The sequence below is a fragment of the Rhodanobacter sp. 7MK24 genome (assembly GCF_014842995.1).
Classification (GTDB): Bacteria; Pseudomonadota; Gammaproteobacteria; order Xanthomonadales; family Rhodanobacteraceae; genus Rhodanobacter_A.
Map to the genome: position 1 here is coordinate 90,978 of NZ_JACYXL010000008.1, position 22,081 is coordinate 113,058.

The 22,081-nt window shown below is 67.3% G+C and carries 21 protein-coding genes; 10 read left to right on the forward strand and 11 right to left on the reverse strand.

The window, feature by feature from the left end:
• The first annotated feature begins 4 nt into the window (after positions 1–4).
• The 5 genes from IHE49_RS13340 to IHE49_RS13360 are packed head-to-tail and all read left to right on the forward strand — an operon-like array spanning position 5 to position 5,163.
• A complete protein-coding gene (locus IHE49_RS13340) occupies positions 5–1,105 on the forward strand; it encodes a dipeptide epimerase (RefSeq protein WP_192158673.1) in 1,101 nt (366 codons plus the stop codon).
• A gap of 1 nt (position 1,106) precedes the next feature.
• Entirely contained in the window at positions 1,107–1,964 is an 858-nt protein-coding gene (locus IHE49_RS13345) for a MurR/RpiR family transcriptional regulator (RefSeq protein WP_192158675.1), read from the forward strand.
• A 24-nt stretch (positions 1,965–1,988) separates the two neighbouring features.
• Positions 1,989–2,759, forward strand: coding sequence for a hypothetical protein (locus IHE49_RS13350; RefSeq protein WP_192158677.1), 771 nt, complete (start codon positions 1,989–1,991; stop codon positions 2,757–2,759).
• Positions 2,756–4,033 (forward strand): cation:dicarboxylase symporter family transporter, encoded by a 1,278-nt coding sequence (locus IHE49_RS13355; protein ID WP_192158679.1) that lies wholly within the window; start codon positions 2,756–2,758, stop codon positions 4,031–4,033. The genes IHE49_RS13350 and IHE49_RS13355 overlap by 4 nt, the downstream gene beginning before the upstream one ends.
• Before the next feature lie 2 nt (positions 4,034–4,035).
• Entirely contained in the window at positions 4,036–5,163 is a 1,128-nt protein-coding gene (locus IHE49_RS13360) for an FAD-dependent oxidoreductase (protein ID WP_192158681.1), read from the forward strand.
• A 442-nt stretch (positions 5,164–5,605) separates the two neighbouring features.
• On the opposite strand, the gene IHE49_RS13365 is transcribed toward IHE49_RS13360, so the two are convergent.
• The 4 genes from IHE49_RS13365 to IHE49_RS13380 are packed head-to-tail and all read right to left on the reverse strand — an operon-like array spanning position 5,606 to position 9,925.
• The gene (locus tag IHE49_RS13365; protein WP_192158683.1) at positions 5,606–7,771 is read right to left on the reverse strand and encodes a TonB-dependent siderophore receptor; all 2,166 of its coding nucleotides are present in this window, start codon (positions 7,769–7,771) and stop codon (positions 5,606–5,608) included.
• A gap of 57 nt (positions 7,772–7,828) precedes the next feature.
• A complete protein-coding gene (locus IHE49_RS13370) occupies positions 7,829–9,403 on the reverse strand; it encodes a PepSY-associated TM helix domain-containing protein (RefSeq protein WP_192158685.1) in 1,575 nt (524 codons plus the stop codon).
• Between the two features lie 16 nt (positions 9,404–9,419).
• Entirely contained in the window at positions 9,420–9,719 is a 300-nt protein-coding gene (locus tag IHE49_RS13375) for a hypothetical protein (RefSeq protein ID WP_192158687.1), read from the reverse strand.
• Complete coding sequence (locus IHE49_RS13380; RefSeq protein WP_192158689.1) at positions 9,662–9,925, reverse strand: hypothetical protein; 264 nt, start codon at positions 9,923–9,925, stop codon at positions 9,662–9,664. Before IHE49_RS13380 ends, IHE49_RS13375 begins: the two co-directional genes overlap by 58 nt.
• A 262-nt stretch (positions 9,926–10,187) precedes the next feature.
• On the opposite strand from IHE49_RS13380, the gene IHE49_RS13385 reads away from it, so the two are divergent.
• The 4 genes from IHE49_RS13385 to IHE49_RS13400 all read left to right on the forward strand — a co-directional run bounded on the left by IHE49_RS13385 (position 10,188) and on the right by IHE49_RS13400 (position 13,402).
• Positions 10,188–10,787, forward strand: coding sequence for an aminodeoxychorismate/anthranilate synthase component II (locus tag IHE49_RS13385; RefSeq protein WP_192158691.1), 600 nt, complete (start codon positions 10,188–10,190; stop codon positions 10,785–10,787).
• Complete coding sequence (gene trpD, locus IHE49_RS13390; protein ID WP_192158693.1) at positions 10,784–11,839, forward strand: anthranilate phosphoribosyltransferase; 1,056 nt, start codon at positions 10,784–10,786, stop codon at positions 11,837–11,839. The genes IHE49_RS13385 and trpD overlap by 4 nt, the downstream gene beginning before the upstream one ends.
• A 64-nt stretch (positions 11,840–11,903) precedes the next feature.
• Complete coding sequence (gene trpC, locus IHE49_RS13395; protein WP_192158695.1) at positions 11,904–12,698, forward strand: indole-3-glycerol phosphate synthase TrpC; 795 nt, start codon at positions 11,904–11,906, stop codon at positions 12,696–12,698.
• Complete coding sequence (locus IHE49_RS13400; RefSeq protein ID WP_192158697.1) at positions 12,698–13,402, forward strand: HAD family hydrolase; 705 nt, start codon at positions 12,698–12,700, stop codon at positions 13,400–13,402. Before trpC ends, IHE49_RS13400 begins: the two co-directional genes overlap by 1 nt.
• Before the next feature lie 95 nt (positions 13,403–13,497).
• On the opposite strand, the gene IHE49_RS13405 is transcribed toward IHE49_RS13400, so the two are convergent.
• From IHE49_RS13405 to rmuC, 7 genes are all read right to left on the reverse strand, one after another.
• The gene (locus tag IHE49_RS13405) at positions 13,498–15,126 is read right to left on the reverse strand and encodes an NAD(P)/FAD-dependent oxidoreductase (RefSeq protein WP_192158699.1); all 1,629 of its coding nucleotides are present in this window, start codon (positions 15,124–15,126) and stop codon (positions 13,498–13,500) included.
• A 713-nt stretch (positions 15,127–15,839) separates the two neighbouring features.
• Positions 15,840–16,346: a DUF1993 domain-containing protein gene (locus IHE49_RS13410; RefSeq protein ID WP_192158701.1), complete on the reverse strand. Its 507-nt coding sequence runs from the start codon at positions 16,344–16,346 to the stop codon at positions 15,840–15,842.
• Positions 16,343–17,683, reverse strand: a complete 1,341-nt coding sequence (locus tag IHE49_RS13415; RefSeq protein WP_192158976.1) for a TCR/Tet family MFS transporter — start codon at positions 17,681–17,683, stop codon at positions 16,343–16,345. Before IHE49_RS13415 ends, IHE49_RS13410 begins: the two co-directional genes overlap by 4 nt.
• A 73-nt stretch (positions 17,684–17,756) precedes the next feature.
• Entirely contained in the window at positions 17,757–18,086 is a 330-nt protein-coding gene (locus tag IHE49_RS13420; RefSeq protein ID WP_192158703.1) for a hypothetical protein, read from the reverse strand.
• The gene (gene folE / locus IHE49_RS13425; RefSeq protein ID WP_192158705.1) at positions 18,083–18,688 is read right to left on the reverse strand and encodes a GTP cyclohydrolase I FolE; all 606 of its coding nucleotides are present in this window, start codon (positions 18,686–18,688) and stop codon (positions 18,083–18,085) included. Before folE ends, IHE49_RS13420 begins: the two co-directional genes overlap by 4 nt.
• A gap of 48 nt (positions 18,689–18,736) precedes the next feature.
• Entirely contained in the window at positions 18,737–19,315 is a 579-nt protein-coding gene (locus tag IHE49_RS13430) for an FUSC family protein (RefSeq protein WP_192158707.1), read from the reverse strand.
• Entirely contained in the window at positions 19,312–20,751 is a 1,440-nt protein-coding gene (gene rmuC, locus IHE49_RS13435; RefSeq protein ID WP_192158709.1) for a DNA recombination protein RmuC, read from the reverse strand. The genes IHE49_RS13430 and rmuC overlap by 4 nt, the downstream gene beginning before the upstream one ends.
• 121 nt (positions 20,752–20,872) lie before the next feature.
• Here rmuC and IHE49_RS13440 point away from each other — a divergent pair, with 121 nt between their 5' ends.
• Positions 20,873–22,066: an FAD-dependent oxidoreductase gene (locus tag IHE49_RS13440; protein ID WP_192158711.1), complete on the forward strand. Its 1,194-nt coding sequence runs from the start codon at positions 20,873–20,875 to the stop codon at positions 22,064–22,066.
• The last annotated feature ends 15 nt before the right edge of the window (positions 22,067–22,081 follow it).

Below are 22,081 nucleotides of genomic sequence, written 5' to 3' on the forward strand. Positions count from 1 at the left end.
GCCCATGAAAATCACCGACATCCAATTCGGCATGCTGCGGGTGCCGCTGAAGACGCCGTTCAAGACGGCGCTGCGCACCGTGAACCAGGTCGAGGACATCGTGGTGATGGTGCACACCGACACCGGCCACGTCGGTTACGGCGAGGCGCCGGCCACCGCGGTGATTACCGGCGATACCCATGGCTCGATCACCGACGCGATCCGCCACTACATCACGCCGCGCCTGCTCGGCCAGGACGTGGCCGAGCTCAACCGGCTGACCCACCTGGTGCAGTCGTCGATGGAGAAGAACACCAGCGCCAAGGCGGCGGTGGAGATCGCGCTGTACGACCTGTGGGGTCAGCTCTACGGCGCGCCGCTGTACAAGCTGCTGGGCGGCGGCGATCCGGTGATCACCACCGACATCACCATCAGCGTGGACTACATCGACAAGATGGTGGCCGATTCCGTCGCCGCGGTGGAGCGCGGTTTCGAATCGCTGAAGATCAAGGTGGGCAAGGACATCGGCGTCGACATCGAGCGCGTCAAGGCGATCTACGCGGCGGTCGAGGGACGCGCCCTGCTGCGGCTGGACGCCAACCAGGGCTGGACGGCCAAACAGGCGGTGTACGCGCTGCAGACCCTGGAAGACGCCGGCATCAAGCTGGAGCTGGTCGAACAGCCGGTGAAGGCGCGCGACCTGGAGGGCATGCGCTACGTCACGGAGCGCGTGCACACGCCGATCATGGCCGACGAAAGCGTGTTCGGGCCGATGGAGGTGATCGACCTGATCCGCCTGCGCGCCGCCGACATCATCAACATCAAGCTGATGAAGACCGGCGGCATCTCCAACGCGATCAAGATCGCGGACATCGCCGCGCTGCACGGGGTGGAGTGCATGATCGGCTGCATGCTGGAAACCTCGATCAGCGTGGCGGCGGCGGTGCACGTGGCGGTGGCGAAGTCCAACGCGATCACCAAGGTGGACCTGGACGGCCCTTCGCTGTGCCAGTTCAACCCGGTGGACGGCGGCGTGATCTTCAACGAGTCCGAGATCTCGGTGACGGATGCGCCGGGCCTGGGCATCCGCGAGATCCGCGGGCTTGAAACGGGCATCGCGGGCTGACATGTCGCCGCTCGTAAAAATCCGCTCCGAGCGCGACCAGATGTCGGCGGTGGAACGCCGCATCGCCGATTTCGTGCTGGACAACGCGCAACTGCTGCGCGACTACTCCTCGCAGCAACTCGCCAACGCGCTGGGCATCAGCCAGTCCAGCGTGGTGAAGTTCACCCAGAAGCTGGGCTTCAAGGGCTATCCCGATCTCAAGTATTCGGTCGGCGAGGCGATCGCGCGCGCCGACAACGGCGACGAGGTGGAAGCCGCCGCGCAGGTTCGCGGCGAGGCCGCGGAATTGCCGGCCACCAGCCTGTGGCGTCGCAAGTCCGAAGCGGAGGAGGCCACGCGCCTTATCAATCCGCCGCAGACACTCGCCGCGGTGACCAAGGCCATGGCCAAGGCCGGCCGCGGCGGCAAGGTGTTCCTCATCGGCCTCGGCGAGGACGACATCCATGCGCGCGGCTTCGCCTACAAGCTCGCGCTGCTCGGCCTGCCCGTGGTGCACAACTTCGACCTCGCACGGATGGCCGCCAATGTCTCCGCCGCTGGAGCCGGCGACGTGCTGCTGGTGTTCTCCGAGCACGGCAACCATCCGGCGCTGTGCAAGATCGGCCGGCATTTCCGCGAACGGCGCGGCATGGTGGTCAGCGTGACCCGGCACAGCGCCAACCCGCTGCGCACGCTGGCCGACGCGGCCCTGCTGGTGTCCGCGCACGACGAGCGTCCGTATATCCAGTCGCTGCTCTACCAGTCCGCGCTGCAACACCTGCTGGACGTCCTGTTCGTGCAGTTGTGCGAAGGCGACGACGCGCGTCACGCGCAGTTGGTTGCCAACCTGGAACGCATCCAGCAGGTGCTGGAGCCGTGACAAACCATGCGGGGATTCCACGCCATGCTTAACCGTTTCGTCGCCTTGCTGATTGCCGGCGTTGCCTTCGCGGGTCATGCCATTGCCGCCACGGATCCGACCGCCGCCTGGTCCAACGCCGACCAGATGGTGCTGGTTACCGTGCCCGACTGGAACACCATCGAAGGCACGCTGCGCACTTACCAGCGCGATCGAGGCAGTGCGTGGCACGAAGTGGGTAGCGCGCAACCTGTGGTGATCGGCCAGAGCGGCTCGGCCTGGGGGCTCGGCTTGAACCAAGCGCAGGCCGACGGCCCGCAGAAGCACGAAGGCGACGGACGCAGCCCGGCTGGCGTGTTCCGCATCGGGACTACCTTCGGCTACGCGGCACACGCCGACACGGCGATGCCGTATCTCGGGCTCACCGCCACCGATTACTGCATGGACGTCAGCGGCACGCCGCTCTACAACCGGATTGCCGATACGGCGAAGGTTGGCGAGGCCGCGCTCAGGGGTTCCAGCGAGCCGATGCGGCGTGACCTGCATTTCCATGGCGACCAGGCCTACCGCATCGGCTTCGTGATCGAGCACAACCCGGACGGCGTGGCGCACGGGGGCAGTTGCATCTTCGCGCATCTCTGGTCGTCGCCGACCAGCGGCACCACCGGCTGCACTGCGATGACGCCGGACACCATGCAGCGCCTGTTGGCATGGCTGAAACCGCAGGCGCATCCGGTATTCGTGCTGTTGCCGCAGGACGAATACGCGCGCCTGCGCCACGCATGGCGGCTGCCCGACGCGAAGGCCGGTCGATGAGCGCCACCACGCGGGTCCTGACCAGCCTGGTTGCCGGCGCGTTGGCCGGACTGGCATTGGCGACCTGGGCGCCGGCCTGGGCGCAGCACGCGGCGAATGTGGCGCAGCCCATCGGCCACCTGTGGCTGAACGCCTTGCAGATGACGGTGGTGCCGCTGGTGCTGGCGTTGGTGGTGGTGGGCGTGAACACGGCCAGCGATGCGGCGGCCTCCGGACGCATCGCACGGCGTGCGCTCGTCGCCATCATCGCGATCCTGGCGCTGGGCGCGGCAGTCGCCGCGTTGCTGGCGCCGCCGTTGCTGGCGATGTTTCCGCACAACCCCGCGTTGGGTGCAGCGCTGAGCGGCCACCCCGTAAACGCCACGGAAGTCTCGGCACCGGGATGGGCCGACTGGTTCGCCGGCATCGTGCCCAGCAACGCGCTGATGGCCGCGGCGCAGAGCGCGATGCTGCCGGTGGTGGTGTTCGCGCTGTTCCTCGGCTTCGCGCTCACGCAGCTGCAGCCTTCGCGCCGCGCGATGCTGGTGGAATTCTTCCAGGCCATGGCCGACGCGATGATCGTGATCGTGCGCTGGGTGCTGTGGCTGGCGCCGTTGGGCGTGTTCGCGTTGATCCTCGCCGTCTGCGCGCGCGCCGGCCTGGGCATGGTGCGCGCATTGGGCGTGTACGTGCTGGTCGAGATCATCCTGTACCTCACGGTCACCGTGCTGATGCTGCCGGTGGCGGTGCTGTGGGGCGGCGAGCGCCTGCGGCGCTTCGTGGTCGCGCTGGCGCCGGCGCAGGCGGTGGCGGCCAGCACGCAGTCTTCGCTCGCTTCGTTGCCGGCGATGCTGGAAAGCGCGGAGCGACGGTTGGGTTACCCGCAGCAGGTCACTGCGCTGGTGTTGCCGATGGCGGTATCGCTGTGCCGGCTCACCAGCCCCGTGCAGTACATCGCCTCGGCATGCTTCATCGCGTGGGCCACCGGCACCGACGTCGGCGCTGCGCAGCTTGCCGCGGCGGCTGCGCTGGCGGTGGTGATCAGCCTGGGCTCGGTGGGCTTGCCCGGCCAGGTCACCTTCATGGCGACGAATCTGCCGGTGGCGCAGGCGATGGGCGTGCCGCTGGCGCCGCTGGGCCTGATGCTGGCGGTGGACACGTTGCCCGACGTGTTCGCCACGCTGGGCAACGTCACTGCCGACCTCACCGTGGCCAGCGTAGTCGCGCGGCAGTCGCGCAACGACACCTCCAACACTTCCCCCGCGAACGGGGAAGGCAACGCGAAACAGGATTGAACATGCAGGCGAACGATTTCGACGCCATCGTCATCGGTGCCGGCATGGCCGGCGCCTCGGTTGCGTGGTTCATGGCGCCGCACGCGCGCGTGCTGGTACTGGAACGCGAGTCGTGGCCGGGCATGCATTCCACCGGGCGCTCCGCGGCACTGTTCAGTGAGACCTACGGTTCGACACAGGTGCGTGCACTGTCGCGCGCCACGCGACCTTTCCTCGAGCATCCGCCGGAAGGTTTCGCCGAGCATCCCATCCTGACGCAACGCCCCACCCTGGTGATCGGCAGCGCCGAGCAGGCGGGCGCCGTGCGCGAGATGTACGCGGAGAACCGCGTCCACATCCCAGGCCTGCGCCTGCTCGATGCCGACGAAGTGCAGGCGATGGTGCCGGTGCTGAAGCCGGAAGCCGCGCAGATCGGCATGCTCGAACCCGGTGCCGCCGACATCGACGTCAACGAATTGCATCAGGGTTTCCTGCGCGGCTTGCGCCAGCGCGGCGGCACGCTACGCGTCGACGTGGCCATCCGCTCCATCGAACGCGGGCAGGGGCAGTGGAACATCGACTGCGGCGAAACGATGTATCGCGCGCCGCTGCTGCTCGACGCCGCGGGCGCGTGGGCGGACGAGGTGGCGCGCCTCGCCGGCGTGGCGCCGCTGGGCCTGCAGCCGAAGCGGCGCACTGCCTTCCTGTTCGAGCCGCCGAAGGGCCTCGACACCTCGCACTGGCCCTTCGTGATCGACGCAGAGGAAAGCTTCTACTTCAAGCCCGATGCCGGTCTGCTGCTGGGTTCGCCCGCCAACGCCGACCCGGTGCCGCCGCACGACGTGCAACCGGAGGATTTCGACATCGCATTGGGCATCGACCGCATCGAGCAGGCCACCACGATGACGATCAACCGCCCGACGCGCAGCTGGGCCGGCCTGCGCAGCTTCGTCGGCACCGAAGGCGACCTGGTGGGCGGCTTCGCACCCGACGCGGAAGGCTTCTTCTGGGTGGCCGCGCAGGGCGGCTACGGCATCCAGACTAGTGCTGCGATGGGCGAAGCCTGCGCGAACCTTGCTCTTGGCCACGCATTGCCGCAGCACTTGGTGGCAGCAGGCATCACTGCCGAGATGCTCGCGCCACGGCAATGATGCGCGACTCGCTCGATAGCGAGCAGCCGCTTTGAGCAGCCGCTGGCACCTGTTCAAAATCTTCACGCACTTACATCAGTAACCGCCCGAAACAGGCAAGGCCTACCGGAACGACAAGGCCCAAACCCTCAGTTTCCAGATACGGTGCGGTGTGGCCGCGCCGTCTATCGCGTAGGCGGGAGTAGTTCCGAAATCCTCGACACCGCCTGCTGGTAGTTTCGGCGGATTGAACCCGGCCGTTTCTCTGGGTTACTTCTCTTGACTACGGGCATCCTGCCCTCCGCCCTTCGGGCCAGCTTTGCTGTTCACCACCGCTCCTGCGGTGGCGTGGGCCAGCAAAGAGGAGTAACTCGGGCGCCGGCAGGCGACCGAAGCCGCTCTGTTTCCTGCGAGAACACAAACCATCCCTACTCCCGCAAACACGAAAAGGGACACGCGACACTTACAACGCAAGCGTCACACTGGCCCGCACCGTGCACGGCGTTCCCTGGTTGAGGATGAACCCCCAGCTGGCAAGCCAGTATTTCTCGTTGGCGAGGTTGTCGATGCCGGCCCGCCATGTCACCGCATGCCCGCCGAGGCTGGTGGCGTAGCGCACACCGATGTCGAAGGTGTGATACGCGCCGACGAACTCGGTATTGCCGGCATCGATGGCCTCGTTGCCCACGTAGCGGCCGCCGGCATCCAGCACCAGTCCCGCGATCCGCGGCACCGCGTACTCCACGTACAGATTGCCCTGCACGCGCGGGGTGCCGTAGGCGCGCATGCCTTGCACGCCTGCCGAAGCCTGCTGGTTGTACGCGTCGAGGTACATCACGCCGCCGAGCAGCGTCCAGTCGTGCGCCAGCGACAACTTGCCGGACAAGTCGATGCCCTGGTAGCGCGTGCGCCCGTCGGACACGTACACGTCTTCGGAGTTGATGTATTGCAGCCCGCGCTCCACGCGGAACAGCGCGAGATCCACGCTCCAGTCTTCGTGCTCGGTCTTGGCGCCCAGTTCGTATTGCTTGCTGCGCGTGGGCGCGAACGTCTGGTACTGGTTCTTCGTGCCCAGCGGCGCGCTGCTGGCCTGTTCCAGCGACTCGACGTAACTGGCGTACAGCGTCGTCGATGCGGTCGGTTTGTAGAGCAGGGCGATGGTAGGCGTCAGCGGACTCTGCACATAGCGTGCGGTGGACAGGCTGCTGCCGGCGGCGTAGTCCTTGTCGATGTAGTCCGTGTAGCGCAGGCCGAGCAGGGCCGACCATTGTGGCGAGAATGTCACCGTGTCGCTGGCGAACACCGCGCGCTGCGTGGTGGTTTCCGCGAGATAGGTGCTGCGGCTGAGCGGCGTACCGGGATCGGGCAGCAAGGGCACGTCGTAGAGGTTGCCTTGTCCGAGCTCCTGTCCGTCGGCATAGGGGCCGGTCGGATAGTGGTAATCCAGCGCCTGCCACGACGCGCCGAGCACCACCTGGTGGCCGATCGCGCCGGTGTCGAACCTGCCCTGCAGCATGCCCTGCCACTGCTGGTAGTTGTAGCGCGAGTAGCCGAGGTAGTTGAGGTCGGTGTAACCGCCCTGGTTGTCGGTGAGGATGATCGCGCTGTCGCGGTTGGAGCGCGTCTGGCCGGCGTAGCTGTAGTCCAGGCTGGCCGTCCAGTCGGGCGAGAGGTCCCACTTCAGGCCGGTGTTGGCCACCCGCATCGAGGTGCCATAGCCAGTGTAGGGCTGGGTCACGCGCTGGCTGCCGTCCATCGGTGCGGGCGTGTGCACCACGGTCGGGTAGCCGTAGTACTGGCCGAGGATGATGCCGTAGTAGGTGCCGCGCGTGTCGCGGTCCTGCCAGATGCTGTTGAAGTGCCAGTGCAGGTTGGGCGCGATGTCCTTGGTCAGCGCCAGCGAGGCGGCGTTGCGGCGGATGCGGCCGCCCTGCACGAAGGTGTTGCCGTCCTCGTGCACGAGATTGAGGCGGTAGCCCCAGCCGCCCTGTCCGCCGGACGTGCCGCCGAGATCCGCGGCTTCCTCGAGCGCGCCGTCGGGCACGTAGCCCAGCGTGAAGCTGGCATAGGGCTGCAGCGTCGGTTGCTTGGAGACGTAGTTGAGGATGCCGCCGGGCGCGCCGAAGCCGTACATGAAGCCGCCAGCGCCCTTCAGCAACTGGATTTCGCTGAAGGGTTCCAGCGGCAGGTCGCTGGCCCAGTTCACCACGGACAGGCCGTCCATCTTGTAGCCGTTGAGCAGGTCCACCGGCAGGCCGCGCACGGCGAACATCGATTCCTCGCCGGCATAGCCGCTGCCCAGGGGCGTCACCCCTGAGTCGGTGGCGAAGGCCTCGTTGATGTCGATGGCCTGCCGGTTGACGATCAGGTCCGAGGTGGCCGTGCTGATGCTGAAAGGTGTATCGAGCAGGCTGCGATTGCCCAGCGCGCCGGCGCTGGCGTTGTTGCTGCCGTAGAGATCCAGCGCACTGGTGGTGCCAGTGACGGTCACCGCGCCGAGCTGCTTGGCGTTCTGCGGGTTCGCGGTGCTGCCGGTGTCGTCTGCGTACGCGGTGGTGTTCGCCAGTGCGGCGAAGATCAGCAAGGCGATGGCCCGACGCGCGAGGCGCCGGGGAGGCGGGAAAATCATGGAGTGACTCCGTGTTGCAGGTTTGCCCGGCTGGCACAGGCTTGCCGGAAAGGGGATTCAGTTCGTCGCCGCTGCGGCGCGCGCAGGCAGTGCCCACACGCTGTTCGGATCGCCGTCGCGCCCGCGCCGCAGCGCAGCGCGCGCGAGGCGCGCGAAGACCAGGCCGAGTGCAACGCCGGTGAGATCGACGGCCAGCACGGCATGTGTCGCAGGTGTCCACGGCTGCAGCCAGCGGCCGGCATTGCCGAGCAGGTCGGCCATCGCCACGGCGATGGTGAGTGCGGCGGTCGCGCCCAGCAGTTCGGTGGCGGCGCGCACGACGGGTCGCGCGAAAGCCCAGGCGCAGGCGACGAGGAAGAGTCCGTAGCAGGCCAGCCGCTGCGCCGCCGTCGCATCGATGCCCAGGTGCGAGCAGGCCAGCGCCGCGGCGAAGGCGCCGGAAATGCCCAAGCAGGTGCCGATGCACACGCCCACCGTGGCGCGCGCCATCACCCGCGTGTGCAGCGGCTGGTCGGCGTGGCGCCGCTTGCGCCGCGATTCGACCCACAGCAGGTTGCCGGAATAGAACAGGAAGGAACCGGCCAGTCCCAGCACGAAATACAGCCAGCGCGCCGTATCGCCGCCGAAGCTGCCGAAGTGCAGCGCGTACAGCGCCGACCAGCTGATGCTGTTGGCGTCATGCCCATCACCGACGTGGGCGGCGAGCACGCTGCCGTCCCGTGCCGACAGTGCCACCGTGCCGTAGGTGCCCAACGTGTGCTGCGACAGGCCGCGCACCTCGGCCACCGCGTTGCGGTCGCCGTAGTGCACGAAGTGCAGGTAGTCGGGATCGAAGCTGCTGACACCTTTCGCCAGGGCGGCGATGCGCGCACGTGCGATCAATCGATCGGGCGACAACATCGCGCTGGTCGTGCCGCTGGCCTTCGTCGCCGGGGCCGTCGCCACGGCCTGCGCGAACAGTCCGAACAGCTTGCCGTTGAACGAAACCGTATTGAGCGCAAGCAGCGTGGCGGCAAACAGGCAGAAGATCGCGCCGGTCAGCGCGAAGATCACGTGGAACGGCAGGCTGAGCACGCCGATGGCGTTGTGCGCGTCCTGCCACAACCGCTTTAGGTTGCGTCCTGCACGCAGCGCGAACAGGTCGCGCAGCAGCTGCGGCAAATGGATCAGGAAACCCGACACCAGCGCCAGCCCGTACAGCACGCTGACGACGCCCATCAGGTACAAGCCGACTACCGGCAGACCCAGCGAATCGTGCAGCGCGTACACGAAGTCGGCGAGGCTGGAGCCGCCCGCATCGGTGGCGGGCGCGTCCATCTGACTCGCGGTAGCGAAGCGCGCCCCGTCCTTGCCTTGCCAGAACGCATAAGGCGCGCCGTTGCCGCCGCCGGGCAACACGATGCCGAAATCGTCGCGGGTTTCCGGGTGGTGCGCGAGCAGGCTTTCGATCAGCGCGCCCACCGGCACTCTGGCGTCCGGCGCAGCGCGCCATGGCGGGTTCTGCCATGCGGCGATCTCGTCGTGGAACACGGTCAGCGCACCGGCATAGAACGCCACGAACAGCGCGAAACCGGCAAGCAGCCCGGTCCAGGTATGCACGGTCTGGAAACGGCGGATCGTGGCGGCTTTCATCGTGTATCGGCCGCCTTCAATGCGGCAGCAGCCAGAGCGCGAGGAAGGCGGCGGCATTCGCACTACCCAGCGCCAGCCACGCGTGCGTACCGCTGCGCGCCGCGTATGCGCCGGCCATGAAGGCAATCCACAACGGGAAAAACAGGATAAGCAGCGGAATCAGCCAGGCGCTCCCGTCTGGCAGTACGCGCATCAGGAGCGCGGGCAGGGCGGCGGCGAGCGTGAAGCCGAGCAGGACGCCGGCAAGACAGCGAGCGATCATCGCGACGGCACCTTCGCGCCGCGCCACCATGCGAGATAGGGCAATGCCACCCATGCTGTCACCCAGCAGGTCAGCGCCGCCGCGATGCCGGCGCCGAGGCCCGCTGCCGCGATCCACGCCGCGACACTGGCGGCGAGCAGGGACGCTGCCAGCACGCGCACGCTTCCAGGCAGCGGTTTGGCGAGCAGGCCTTGTCTGGCGCTGGCCAGATAGGCCAGGACGGCGCCAGCCATGCCCAGCAGCAGTGCATGGAGATTCATCGCGGGAAGGATTCCTGAAACAAGGCGCGGCACCGGTGCAGGAGCTGGCGATTGATATTTAGTTAATGAGATGCATTCTCATTAACAATGAATTCGATGTCAATCGCCGGAACCCGAGATGCCGAGATGGATGCGTGCACTTCGTGGTGCATTGGCCGCCCGTCGCGGCGTTTGGACGTCCATCGCACGATGCGCGGCGCATGGATTGCCGCATGCCGGTATGATGCCGTCTCCCCGGTTTCCCCTGCGAAGACGTCGCGCCATGCTGCTGATGATCGACAACTACGACAGCTTCACCTTCAACCTTGTGCAGTACCTCGGCGAGCTGGGGCAGGAGGTGAAGGTGGTGCGCAACGATGCGCTGGGCGTGGCGGACATCCGCGCGCTGAAGCCTTCGCACATCATGATCTCGCCCGGTCCGGGCACGCCCGACGATGCAGGCGTGTCGCTGGACGTGCTGCGCGGGTTGTCGGACGAGATTCCGGTATTCGGCGTGTGCCTGGGCCATCAGGCGATCGGTCAGGCCTTCGGCGGCAAGGTGATCCGCGCCAAGCAGATCATGCACGGCAAGACTTCGCCGGTGCGCCATCGCGGGCAGGGCGTGTTCGCCGGTCTGCCCGATCCATTCGAGGCTACGCGCTACCATTCGCTGGTGGTGGAGCAGGGCTCGCTGCCGGATTGTCTCGAAGTCACGGCCTGGACGGAGAACGCGGACGGCAGCATCGACGAGATCATGGGCCTGCGCCACAAGACGCTGCCGGTCGAAGGCGTGCAGTTCCATCCCGAGTCCATCCTCACCCAGCATGGCCACGACATGCTCGCCAACTTCCTCGGCCTGCCGCGGCGGAAGCTGGCGGCATGAGTGTGCGCGCGATCACGATCACGCCGCAGGAAGCCCTGCAGCGCACGATCGAGCACCGCGAGATCTTCCACGACGAGATGATCGCGCTGATGCGCCAGATCATGGCGGGCGAGGTGAGTCCGCTGATGACCGCGGCCATCGTCACCGGCCTGCGCGTGAAGAAGGAAACGGTGGGCGAGATCACCGGCGCGGCGCGCGTGATGCGCGAGCTCGCGGAGCGCGTGCCGGTGACTGGCGACGACGCACACCTGCTCGATATCGTGGGCACCGGCGGCGACGGCGCCTCCAGCTTCAACATCTCGACCGCTTCGATGTTCGTGGCGGCGGCGGCCGGCGCTCGCATCGCCAAGCATGGCGGCCGCAGCGTGTCGTCGAAGTCCGGCAGCGCGGATGTGCTGGAGGCATTGGGGGCGCGCATCGACCTCAAGCCCGCGCAGGTCGCCGAGTGCCTGGCCGAGACCGGCATCGGCTTCATGTTTGCGCCCAACCACCATCCGGCGATGAAGGTGGTGGCGCCCGTGCGCAAGGAAATGGGCGTGCGCACGCTGTTCAATATCCTCGGCCCGCTGACCAATCCGGCCGGCGCGCCGAACATCCTGATGGGCGTGTTCCATCCCGACCTGGTCGGCATTCAGGTGCGCGTACTGCAGCAGCTCGGCGCGCGGCGCGCGCTGGTGGTGTGGGGGCGCGACGGCATGGACGAGATCTCGCTGGGCGCGGCCACCCTGGTCGGCGAACTGCGCGATGGCGTGGTGCGCGAATACGAGGTGGAGCCGGAGGATTTCGGCCTCGCCATGGCTTCGAGCCGCAATCTGCGCGTGGCCGGCGTGGCCGAATCGAAAGCGATGCTGGAGCAGGCGCTGGCCGGCGAGCGCGGCGTGCCGCACGACATCGTTTGCCTCAACGCGGGGGCTGCGCTGTATGCGGCCAACGTGGCCGCGTCGATCGCCGAAGGCATCGCCCTGGCGGCCGCGACGATTGCCAGCGGCGCGGCACGTGCGAAAATGCAGGCCTTCATCGAGGCGACACAACGGTTGGCCGACAAGCTGTGATAGCTTGACGGCGCGGCGACATTTGCGCCGCCACGATGATCCGGCCCCCGCATCCCCGAGCGCCATGACCGACATCCTCAATCGCATCCTCGCCCGCAAGGCGGAAGAAGTGGCCGAACGCCAGGCACGCCTGCCGTTGGCCGAACTCGCCGCGCGCATCCACGACCTTCCCGAAACGCGCGGTTTCGCCGCGGCGATCGAAGCAAAGATCGCGGCCGGCCTGCCCGCGGTGATCGCCGAGGTGAAGAAGGCCAGCCCCAGCAAGGGGGTGATCCGCGCCGACTTCGACCCGGCAGCCATCGCCAGGAGCTACGAGAAAGGAGGCGCCGCCTGCCTTTCCGTGCTCACCGACAGCGATTTTTTCCAGGGCAGCGAGGCCTTCCTGCAGCAGGCGCGTGCGGCATGTTCGCTGCCGGTGCTGCGCAAGGACTTCATCATCGACCCGTACCAGGTGCACGAGGCCCGCGCCATCGGCGCAGACTGCGTGCTGCTGATCGTCTCGGCACTGGATGACGACGTGCTGCTGCAGCTGTCGCTGCAGGCCGCCGAGCTCGACCTCGACGTGCTGTGCGAAGTGCACGACGAGGAAGAGCTGGAGCGCGCGCTGGCGTTGCCGGTGCCGCTGGTCGGCGTGAACAACCGCAACCTGCGCAACTTCGAGACTTCGCTGGAAACCTCGCTGCGGCTGCAGGAGCTGATGGAATACGACCGCATCCTCGTGGCCGAGTCGGGCATCCGCACGCCCGCGGACGTGGCGCAACTGCGGGAGGGCGGCATCCACGCCTTCCTCGTCGGCGAGGCCTTCATGCGCGCCGAGGATCCGGGCATGGAACTGAAGCGGCTGTTCGGTACGAAGTAATGTCCACACAGACAGGGGATGCACTGCCGTCCGCGACGGCCGATGCCGGCTTGCCGATGCCGCGCGTGGTGCTGTTCGACTTCGATGGCGTGCTGTTGCACGGCGATGCGTTCGGGCTTTTCATCCGCAGCCGCTACCAGCGTTCGTGGTGGCGCAAGCTGCTGGTGCTGCCCTGTCTGCCATGGTTGCTGCTGATGCTGCCGTTCTCGCGCCGGCTTGCCTTGCGCACCCTGGTGCACGTCGCGCTGTTCGGCACCGGCGAACAACGCTATCGGGCTCAGGCCCAGGCCTGCGCTACCGAACTCGTGCAGCATTCGCGCCGCTTCAACCGCGACGCGCTGCGCCAGCTGCGCCGTCACCAGCAGGCCGGCGACCGCGTGATCGTGGTGACCGGCTGCGAACAGGCACTGGTGGGCAGCATCCTCGAGCAATTGGGCCTGGGCGACGTCGAACTGCTCGCCTCGCGGTTGCGCCCAGGCTGGTCGGGCATGCGCACCGGCTTCCACAACATCGGCCCGAACAAGCTCAAGGCGCTGGCTGCGCACGGCGTGCACGAATGGCATGTCGCCTACACCGACTCGCTGATGGACGTGCCCATGCTCAAGCCTGCCGCCGAATCGGTGCTGGTCAACGGCACGCCCAAGCTGTGCAAGAAGATGGATGCCGCCCTGGGACGCGTGGTCGGGCGCGTGGAGTGGCAATGATGCGCCTGTAGTAGCGCACCCTGTGCGCGATTGCTTTTGCTCTGATCGAAGCGCAAGGCAATCGCGCACAGGGTGCGCACCTACCGTGTTTTCGCTTATTTGTTGGCGATCGAAACCGCCACCGCTTCCGCCACGCGTATTCCATCCACCGCCGCGGAAAGAATCCCGCCTGCATAGCCCGCGCCTTCGCCGGCCGGATACAGACCGCGCGTGTTGAGGCTCTGCAGATCGTCGTCGTTGCGGCGGATGCGCACGGGCGAGGAGGTGCGCGTTTCCACGCCGGTGAGCATGGCATCGGGCAACGCGTAGCCGCGGATCTGGCGGTCGAAGGCGGGAATCGCCGCGCGGATCGCCGCCACCGCGTAATCGGGCAGCGCGGTGGAAAGATCGGTGAGATGCACGCCCGGCTTGTACGAGGGCAGCACGTCGCCGAAGGCGCGCGATGCTTTGCCGGCGAGGAAGTCGCCCACGCGCTGCCCTGGTGCGCTGTAGTCGCCGCCGCCCATCTGGAAAGCATGGGCTTCCCAGTGCCGCTGCAGCGCGATGCCGGCCAGCGGACCTTCGCCGTAGGGCGCGTAGTCGGCGGGCCGGATGTCGCACACCAGTGCCGCGTTGGCATTGCGCTCGTTGCGCGAATACTGGCTCATGCCGTTGGTGACCACGCGGCCCGGTTCGCTGGTGGCCGCCACCACGGTGCCGCCGGGGCACATGCAGAAGCTGTACACCGAGCGGCCGTCCTTGCCGTGATGCACCAGCTTGTAGTCCGCCGCGCCGAGGACAGGATGGCCGGCCTGCGGGCCGAAGCGCGCCTGGTCGATCAGCGATTGCGGGTGCTCGACGCGGAAACCGATGGAAAACGGCTTCGCCTCCACGTACACGCCGCGCGCGTGCAGCATCTCGAAGGTGTCGCGCGCACTGTGGCCCAGCGCCAGCACCACGTGGTCGCTGCGCAACTCGCTGCCGTCGGCGAGCCGCACGCCGCGCACGTGGCGCTCGCCGTGCGCATCGGTTTCCACCGCGAGGTCGTCGACGCGCTGGTCGAAGCGGATCTCGCCGCCCAGCGCTTCGATGGTGCCGCGCATGTTTTCCACCATCGTCACCAGCCGGAACGTGCCGATGTGCGGCTTGCTGACGTAGAGGATCTCTTCCGGCGCGCCGGCCTTCACGAATTCGGCCAGCACCTTGCGGCCGTGGTGCTGCGTGTCGCGGATCTGGCTATGCAGCTTGCCGTCCGAGAACGTGCCCGCGCCACCCTCGCCGAACTGCACGTTGGAATCCGGATGCAGGTTGCGCTTGCGCCACAGGTCCCAGGTGTCCTTGGTGCGCTCGCGCACCGCCTTGCCGCGCTCCAGCACGATGGGGCGGAAACCCGATTGCGCGAGGATCAGCGCGGCGAAGATGCCGCAGGGGCCGAAACCGATCACGATCGGCCGGTGCTCCAGCTTCGCGGGCGCCTGCGCCACGAACCTGTAGCTGGTGTCCGGCGTGGGCTGCACATGGCGGTCGTCGGCATGCCGTGCCAGCAGCGCAGCTTCGCCGGACACGTCCACGTCGAGCGTGTAGATCAGGGTGATTGCGCCACGCTTGCGAGCGTCGTAGCCGCGGCGGAATACGGTGAAGCCGCGCAGCACCTCGGGCGCGATGCCGAGCTTCGCGCGGATCGCGGCGGGCAGCGCTTCTGCGGGGTGATCCAGCGAGAGCTTGATGTCGGTTAGGCGCAGCATCAGCGGTGGGGATTTTTCACTGGGGCAACGGTGTGGATTTTCGCAGATTCGCGCGGGATTGCTCCTTTCTCTTTTCGAGGGCGCGCATTTCTCCTCGTCCGCTTGCGGGAGGGAGGTTTTTTTGCTTGTGGGCCTTCGCAAGGAACAAAGCGGCCTCGTGCCGTTGTCGCGGCGCGAGTTACTTCCTCTGCGTGGCCAGAGAAAGTAGCCAAAAGAGAGGCCGCACCGCGGCGACGCCCGTTGTGCCGCCTGATCGTCCACGCATCGCCGCTGGCCAAAGGCCCCAGTAGAGCAGTGGTGCGTTCCTGCGCGCAGAAACAACGCGAAAAGCAGGACACCAAAAGATTCGCTCCCGCAACTTCCAGATACGGCGCGGCGTGGCGGCGGTAGTTGGCGTGTCGCGAGATGTGGTTCCAACGTCCTCGAAACAGCTTGCTCGTAATTCCGGCGGATTGAGTCGGGCCGTTTCTCTGGGTTACTTCTCTTGACTCCGGGTATCCTGCCATCCGCCCTTCGGGTCGGCTTCGCCGTTCGCCACTGCTCCTGCAGTGGCGTGGGCCGGCAAAGAGAAGTGACTCGAGCGCCGGCGGGCGATCGAAAGGCCGCCGCAGGCGAGCCGGATTGCGAAGGTGAAAGGTTGTCGTGAGCACCCACCCCTCACCCCGACGGGGAGAGGGGTGGTCGCGTGGCTCAGTGGCGACCCTTCGCCACCTTTAAATCGCCCCGACGAAGTCGGTCTTCCCGATCTCCACGCCCATGCCGCGGAACAGGTTGTATGCCGTAGTGCAATGGAAATACAGATTGGGCTGGATGAACTGCAGCAGGTAGGACTGGCCGCTCATGTCCAGTTCGCCGTTGCGCATCTTGAGGTGGATCGCACGGTCTTCGCTGCCGTCGATCTGCTCGGCCTTGAACGACTGCACATAGGCGATGGCGCGATCGATGCGGTCGTACATCTCGGCCATCGTCGTCTCGTTGTCCTCGAAGCTCTTCGGCTCCTCGCCGGCAAGGCGTGCGGTGCCGCGGCAGGCCATGTCGCAGGCGATCTGTACCTGCTTCACCAGCGGCAGCATGTCGGGGATCAGGCGCGTCTGCAGCAATACGGCATCGGTGATGCCCTTTGCCTGGGCATGCGCTTCGCCTTTCTGCAGCACGTGGCGCAGGTTGGTGAGTGCGCGGACGAAGACGGGGGCGCTGGCCTGGTACATGGAGAGGCTCATCGGGTTTGCTCCGCGGAGTGGGGGGAAGGTATTCCGGGCGTAGGCACGTCACCCATCGCTGGCTGCACATTCGCGAGCGACGCGTCATCAGGATGTGCCGTCTGAGGAACGTGGCGGGTGGCGCGGATCGCCACCAGCGTCGCCACCGCCAGCAGCATCGCCGCCAGCACGAAGGCCGCGCCCGGCAGGTGAGACACCGGCGCGTGGTCGCTGATGAACAGCGCGAACAGGTTGGCGAACATCGCCGGGCCGAAGATGCCGGCAAGGCTGGCGAGACTGTTCAGCGCACCCTGCAGGCGTCCCTGCTCGTGTGGATCGACCTGGTGGGTCATCATCGACTGCGCCGGCGGCCCGGCGAGACCGCCCAGGCAGAACACCGGGATCGCCAGCAGGAACAGCAAGGCGGTGGGCGCCAGTCCGAACGCCAGATAGCCCAGCACGCACAGCGACAGGCCGATCAGGATCATCCGCCGCTCGCCCAGCTTCGGCATCAGCCGGCGCACCAGCACTGCCTGTACCAGGCCGCTGCACACGCCGACCAGGCCCAGCGTGTAGCCCACCGCCTGCGGGCCCCAGCCGAAGCGATAGTCGGTGAACAGCACATAGGTGGAGTTGAGCGAGAACTGCGCGAGGTTGATCAGGAAGAACACCGTGGCCAGCGCGAACACCTGCGGGTAGCGGCGCAGCAGCACCACCGCGCCGAACGGGTTGGCATGGCGCCAGTCGAAGCTCGCCGTGCGGCGCTCCTTCGGCAGCGATTCCGGCAGCACGAAATAGCCGTAACAGAAGTTGACCAGGGACAGCGACGCGGCCACCCAGAACGGCAGGCGCAGGTTCCAATGGCCGAGGAAGCCACCCAGCGCCGGGCCCACGATGAAGCCGATGCCGAACGCCGCGCCCAGCATGCCGAAAGCAGCGGCGCGTTTCTCCTTCGGCACGATGTCGGCGATGTAGGCATTGGCGGTGGAGAAGCTCGCTGCGCAGACGCCCGACACCGCGCGGCCCAGGAACAGCAGCCAGAGCACCGGCGCCAGCGCCATCACGATGAAGTCCACGCCGAGGCCGAGGCTGGAGATCAGGATCACCGTGCGCCGGCCGTAGCGGTCCGACAGCGCACCCTGCACCGGCGAAAACACGAACTGCATGGTCATGTACAGCGCGCCGAACGCGCCCACCCAGACGGCGGCCCTGGCGATGCTGCCGCCGATCAGGTCGACGATCAGATGCGGCAGCACCGGGATGATGATGCCGAACGCCAGCATGTCCAGCATCACGGTGACGAAGATGAAGGCGAGGGCGGCGCGACGGTGCGGCGTGGGTTCGGCGGGCTGGTTCATGGCACGGGCGGCAACGGCAGACGCGGAACGATAACGCATCGTCATGCTCCGCGGTTCGGTGTGCGACGCGACGTCAGCCCGGCGGTGCCGTGAGTTCTTGCGCGTCCAGGCAGCCGTTGTGGTGCCGATCCAGCCGGTGGAACTGGCGGCGCAGATTGGCCTGCCATTCCTGCAGCGTCACCGGCTTGCCGTGGCCGCCGGGAAGCTCGTCCGGCTCCAGCACGCCGTCGTGGTTGCGATCCATCTGCGTGAAGCCGCGGCTCATGTAGGCCAAGTATTCGGCCTCGTTCACGCAGTCTTTGCCGCCGGTGTCGAACTGGCGCAAGTAGGCTTCGCGCGAATCCTGCGCGGTCGCCGCGAGCGGCAGCAGCCACAGCGCGGCGAGGGCGAGCCGGCGCTTCACCGGCGCATGCTGCCGTGCAGCCCGATGAAGTCCAGGAATTCGGCGCGCGTGCGCGCGTCGTCGCGGAACGCGCCCAGCATCTGGCTGGTGACCATGGACACGCCGCGCTTGTGCACGCCGCGGGTGGTCATGCATTCGTGGCTGGCGTCGATCACCACTGCCACGCCGGCCGGCTTCAGGTTCTCCTGGATGCAGTTGGCAATCTGCGCGGTGAGCTTCTCCTGCACCTGGAAGCGGCGCGCATAGCCTTCCACCACGCGCGCCAGCTTGCTGATGCCGACCACGCGGCAGGTCGGCAGGTAGCCGACGTGGGCACGGCCGATGATGGGCGCCATGTGGTGCTCGCAATGGCTCTCGAACTCGATGTCGCGCAGCACCACCATCTCGTCGTAGCCCTCGACTTCCTTGAAGGTGCGGCGAAGGTACTCGGCCGGGTCCTCGCCATATCCGGAGAACCAGTCCTTGTATGCCTTCACCACGCGCTTGGGCGTGTCGAGCAGGCCTTCACGCGCGGGGTCCTCGCCGGCCCAGCGCAGCAGGGTGCGCACGGCCTCTTCGGCCTGCTGCTGGGTGACGCCGTCGTCGGCTGCGTGCTTGCTCATGGGGGGATTCCGGAGATCAGTGAAGCCGTATTTTAGCGGCTTCGCGGCTCAGGTCGTCGGCGGCGCGCCGAACAGGCGCCGCTCCAGCGCATTGAACAGCGCGCTCACCAGCAGCGCGGCCGTCGCACCCAAGGTCACTTCGCCGAGACGGAACAGTGCGATCTGCCAGAACGCGCCGTGTTGCGGCACCAGCATGATGATCGTGGTGGTGATGCCGCTGATGCGGCCGGCGGCGCCAAGGTCGAAGACCGAGCACAGCACCATGCCGATCGTTACCGCCAGCACGTAGGTGAGATAGCGGTCATGGCCCAGCGTGGCCACGGCCATGCCGATCAAGCCGCCGATCACCGCGCCAAGGAACTGGTCGCGCGATGAACTGCGCACGTCGATATAGCTGCTCTGGCTCACCGAGATCGCGGTGATTGCCGCCCAGTAGCCTTGCTGCAAGCCGAGCGAGCGTGCGCCGAAGTAACCCAGGCTGGCGGCCAGCACCGCAAGCAGCGCGCGCACCAGGCCAATCATCAGCCGCTGGTGCCGCGGCAGTGCCTTCCATAGCCACTGCGCTTCGCCGACCAGCGCGTCCAGCCTGAGGCGGTGTTCGGCAAACGGGCGCCGCGGCTTTTTCATGCATCCTCGTCCGTCGCGTCGTCGTCGGCTGGCGCATGGTCGAGCAGTTCGGCCGCCTCCTGTTCCGGCAGCGATTCCACGTCGCGCAGCTTGCGCGTGATTGCGCGGGTACGCACGCCAGTGGCGTCGATGTGCTTGCCGGCTTCGTCCAGCTTTTTCTTCACCTTGTCCAGTACGTCGCCGAACTTGCCGAACTCGCCCTTCACCGCACCGAGCAAATGCCATACCTCGCTGCTGCGCTTCTCGATGGCCAGCGTGCGGAAGCCCATCTGCAGCGCGTTGAGGATGGCGGTGAGCGTGGTCGGGCCGGCCACGGTGACGCGGTGCTCGCGCTGCAGCGCCTCGAACAGGCCGGGGCGGCGCAGCACTTCGGCGTACAGGCCTTCGGTGGGCAGGAACAGGATCGCGAAGTCGGTGGTGTGCGGCGGCGCCACGTATTTCTCGCGGATGGTTTTCGCCTCCTCGCGCACGCGGCGTTCCAGTGCCTGCGCGGCGAGGCCCGCGGCCTCGGCGTCGGCGCGCTCCTGCGCATCGAGCAGGCGCTCGTAGTCCTCGCGCGGGAATTTGGCGTCGATCGGCAGCCACACCGGATGCTCGGCGTCGGCGCCCGGCATGCGCAGGGCGAATTCCACGCGGTCGTTGCTGCCCGGCACGGTGGCGATGTTCGACCTGTACTGCTCGGACGTCAGCAACTGGTCGAGCAGGGCGCCGAGCTGCACCTCACCGAGGATGCCGCGCGTCTTCACGTTGCCCAGCACACGCTTGAGGTCGCCCACGCCGGTGGCGAGGCTCTGCATTTCGCCCAGCCCGCGCTGCACGGCCTCAAGCCGTTCGGACACCAGTTGGAAGGATTGGCCCAGCCGCGTCTCCAGCGTGGCCTGCAGTTTCTCGTCCACCGTGGCGCGCATCTTTTCCAACTGCTGCGCGTTGTCCTCGCGCAGCGTCTTGAGCTGGCCTTCCAGCGTGCCGCGCACTTCGCCCATGCGCTGCTCGTGCTGCGTACCCAGGGCGGTGAGGCGCTGCTGCTGCTGCTCGCCGAAGCGGCCCAATGCCTCGGTCAATTCCTCGCGGCTCTTGCGTGCATCCTCGGCGAGCCGCAGCGAAAGCGATTCCAGGCCGCTGCGCGTGCCGTCGGTGAGCGCGCCCATGCGCTGGCCGAAACCGTCGATACGTTCCGCCTGCTGGCGCGACATGCCGTCCAGTTGTTCGTTGACATGGCCGCGGAAACGCTCGAAGCCCTGCTGCAATTCCTCGCGTCCGCTGCGCTGCTCCTCGCGCAATGCGCGTTGCAGGCGTTCGTTGTCGTCCCTCAAGGCATCGAGCTTCGCGCTCAGACCGGCATCGCCGCGGCCACGCAACAGCAGGACGATCTGCAGCGCCAGCAACAGCAGGGCAACGGCGATGAGGACGACGAGCAGGGTTTCGCTGACAGGCATGACGGATTTCACGGGGAACGGTACGCATCAGTGTACGGCCTGCCGTCGCAGGCCTTGCGACTTCACGCCGCATTCGCCGCTGGCGCGCATGATGGCAAGGTCCATTGCGGGGAAGCGGGTCATGGAACACGCGCACGACTACCTGATCATCGGTGCCGGCATGGCGGCGGATGCGGCGGCGAAAGCGATCCGCGAGGCCGACGCGGCGGCGGACATCGGCATGGTCGGCGAAGAGGCCTCGCCACCTTACCAGCGACCGCCGTTGTCCAAGGCGTTGTGGAAAGGCGACAAGCGCGTGGCCGACATCGACCTGGGCACCGCGGCCAGCGGCGCGAAGCTCTATGCCGGGCGGCGCATCGTGGCGCTGGACCATGCGGCACACCTCGCGCGCGACACGCAAGGCGACGGTTACCACTACCGTCGCCTGCTGCTTGCGACCGGTGCCACGCCGCGGCGACTGCCGTTCGAGGGCGGCGACCGTGTCATCCATTTCCGCACGCTGCACGACTACGAGGCGCTGCGCCGTTTTGCCCAGCCTGGCGCGGCCATCGCCGTGGTCGGTGGCGGCTTCATCGGTGCCGAGCTGGCTGCCTCGCTATGCGGTGCCGGCTGCAAGGTGAGCATGCTGTTTCCGGATGCCCACATCGGCGCGGGCCGCTATCCCGACGACCTTGCGCGTCACCTGGACGACTACTACCGCCAGCGCGGCGTGGACGTGCGCGCCGGCGTGAGGGTGGTTGGCGGCTGGCCCACCGATGGCGGCGTGGAACTGGAACTGTCCGATGGCAATCTGTTGCGGGTGGAGGCCGCCGTGGCTGGTCTCGGCGTGACACCGAACATCGCGCTGGCCGAACAGGCGGCCCTCAAGGTGGACAACGGCATCGTGGTGGATGCCCAACTGCGCAGCAGCGATCCCGACATCTGGGCAGCCGGCGACATCGCCAACTTTTACAACCCGGCACTGGACCGGCGCCTGCGTGTGGAACACGAGGACGCCGCCGTCAGCATGGGGCGGCACGCCGGCCGTGCGATGGCTGGCATCGCCGGCAACTACGACACCTTGCCGTTTTTCTACTCGGACTTGTTTGACCTGGGCTATGAGGCCGTCGGCCTGCTCGACACCCGCCTGCAGGCGGTCGAGGACTGGCGCGAACCGTATCGCGAGGGCGTGGTGTATTACCTGGAGCGCGACCGCGTGCGCGGCGTGCTGCTGTGGAACACCTGGGACCAGGTGGACGCAGCGCGCGCGCTGATCGCAGAGCCCGGGCCGTTCGATGCGACTTCGCTGCGAGGGCGGCTCCCCCGCAGCGCTTGAATCACGCGCCGCACG

Coding starts and splice junctions, on each gene's coding strand:
- IHE49_RS13340 (WP_192158673.1), top strand. CDS start 5: ATGAAAATCACCGACATCCAATTCGGCATGCTGCGGGTGCCGCTGAAG.
- IHE49_RS13345 (WP_192158675.1), top strand. CDS start 1,107: ATGTCGCCGCTCGTAAAAATCCGCTCCGAGCGCGACCAGATGTCGGCG.
- IHE49_RS13350 (WP_192158677.1), top strand. CDS start 1,989: ATGCTTAACCGTTTCGTCGCCTTGCTGATTGCCGGCGTTGCCTTCGCG.
- IHE49_RS13355 (WP_192158679.1), top strand. CDS start 2,756: ATGAGCGCCACCACGCGGGTCCTGACCAGCCTGGTTGCCGGCGCGTTG.
- IHE49_RS13360 (WP_192158681.1), top strand. CDS start 4,036: ATGCAGGCGAACGATTTCGACGCCATCGTCATCGGTGCCGGCATGGCC.
- IHE49_RS13365 (WP_192158683.1), bottom strand. CDS start 7,771: ATGATTTTCCCGCCTCCCCGGCGCCTCGCGCGTCGGGCCATCGCCTTG.
- IHE49_RS13370 (WP_192158685.1), bottom strand. CDS start 9,403: ATGAAAGCCGCCACGATCCGCCGTTTCCAGACCGTGCATACCTGGACC.
- IHE49_RS13375 (WP_192158687.1), bottom strand. CDS start 9,719: ATGGGTGGCATTGCCCTATCTCGCATGGTGGCGCGGCGCGAAGGTGCC.
- IHE49_RS13380 (WP_192158689.1), bottom strand. CDS start 9,925: ATGAATCTCCATGCACTGCTGCTGGGCATGGCTGGCGCCGTCCTGGCC.
- IHE49_RS13385 (WP_192158691.1), top strand. CDS start 10,188: ATGCTGCTGATGATCGACAACTACGACAGCTTCACCTTCAACCTTGTG.
- trpD (WP_192158693.1), top strand. CDS start 10,784: ATGAGTGTGCGCGCGATCACGATCACGCCGCAGGAAGCCCTGCAGCGC.
- trpC (WP_192158695.1), top strand. CDS start 11,904: ATGACCGACATCCTCAATCGCATCCTCGCCCGCAAGGCGGAAGAAGTG.
- IHE49_RS13400 (WP_192158697.1), top strand. CDS start 12,698: ATGTCCACACAGACAGGGGATGCACTGCCGTCCGCGACGGCCGATGCC.
- IHE49_RS13405 (WP_192158699.1), bottom strand. CDS start 15,126: ATGCTGCGCCTAACCGACATCAAGCTCTCGCTGGATCACCCCGCAGAA.
- IHE49_RS13410 (WP_192158701.1), bottom strand. CDS start 16,346: ATGAGCCTCTCCATGTACCAGGCCAGCGCCCCCGTCTTCGTCCGCGCA.
- IHE49_RS13415 (WP_192158976.1), bottom strand. CDS start 17,683: ATGAACCAGCCCGCCGAACCCACGCCGCACCGTCGCGCCGCCCTCGCC.
- folE (WP_192158705.1), bottom strand. CDS start 18,688: ATGAGCAAGCACGCAGCCGACGACGGCGTCACCCAGCAGCAGGCCGAA.
- IHE49_RS13430 (WP_192158707.1), bottom strand. CDS start 19,315: ATGAAAAAGCCGCGGCGCCCGTTTGCCGAACACCGCCTCAGGCTGGAC.
- rmuC (WP_192158709.1), bottom strand. CDS start 20,751: ATGCCTGTCAGCGAAACCCTGCTCGTCGTCCTCATCGCCGTTGCCCTG.
- IHE49_RS13440 (WP_192158711.1), top strand. CDS start 20,873: ATGGAACACGCGCACGACTACCTGATCATCGGTGCCGGCATGGCGGCG.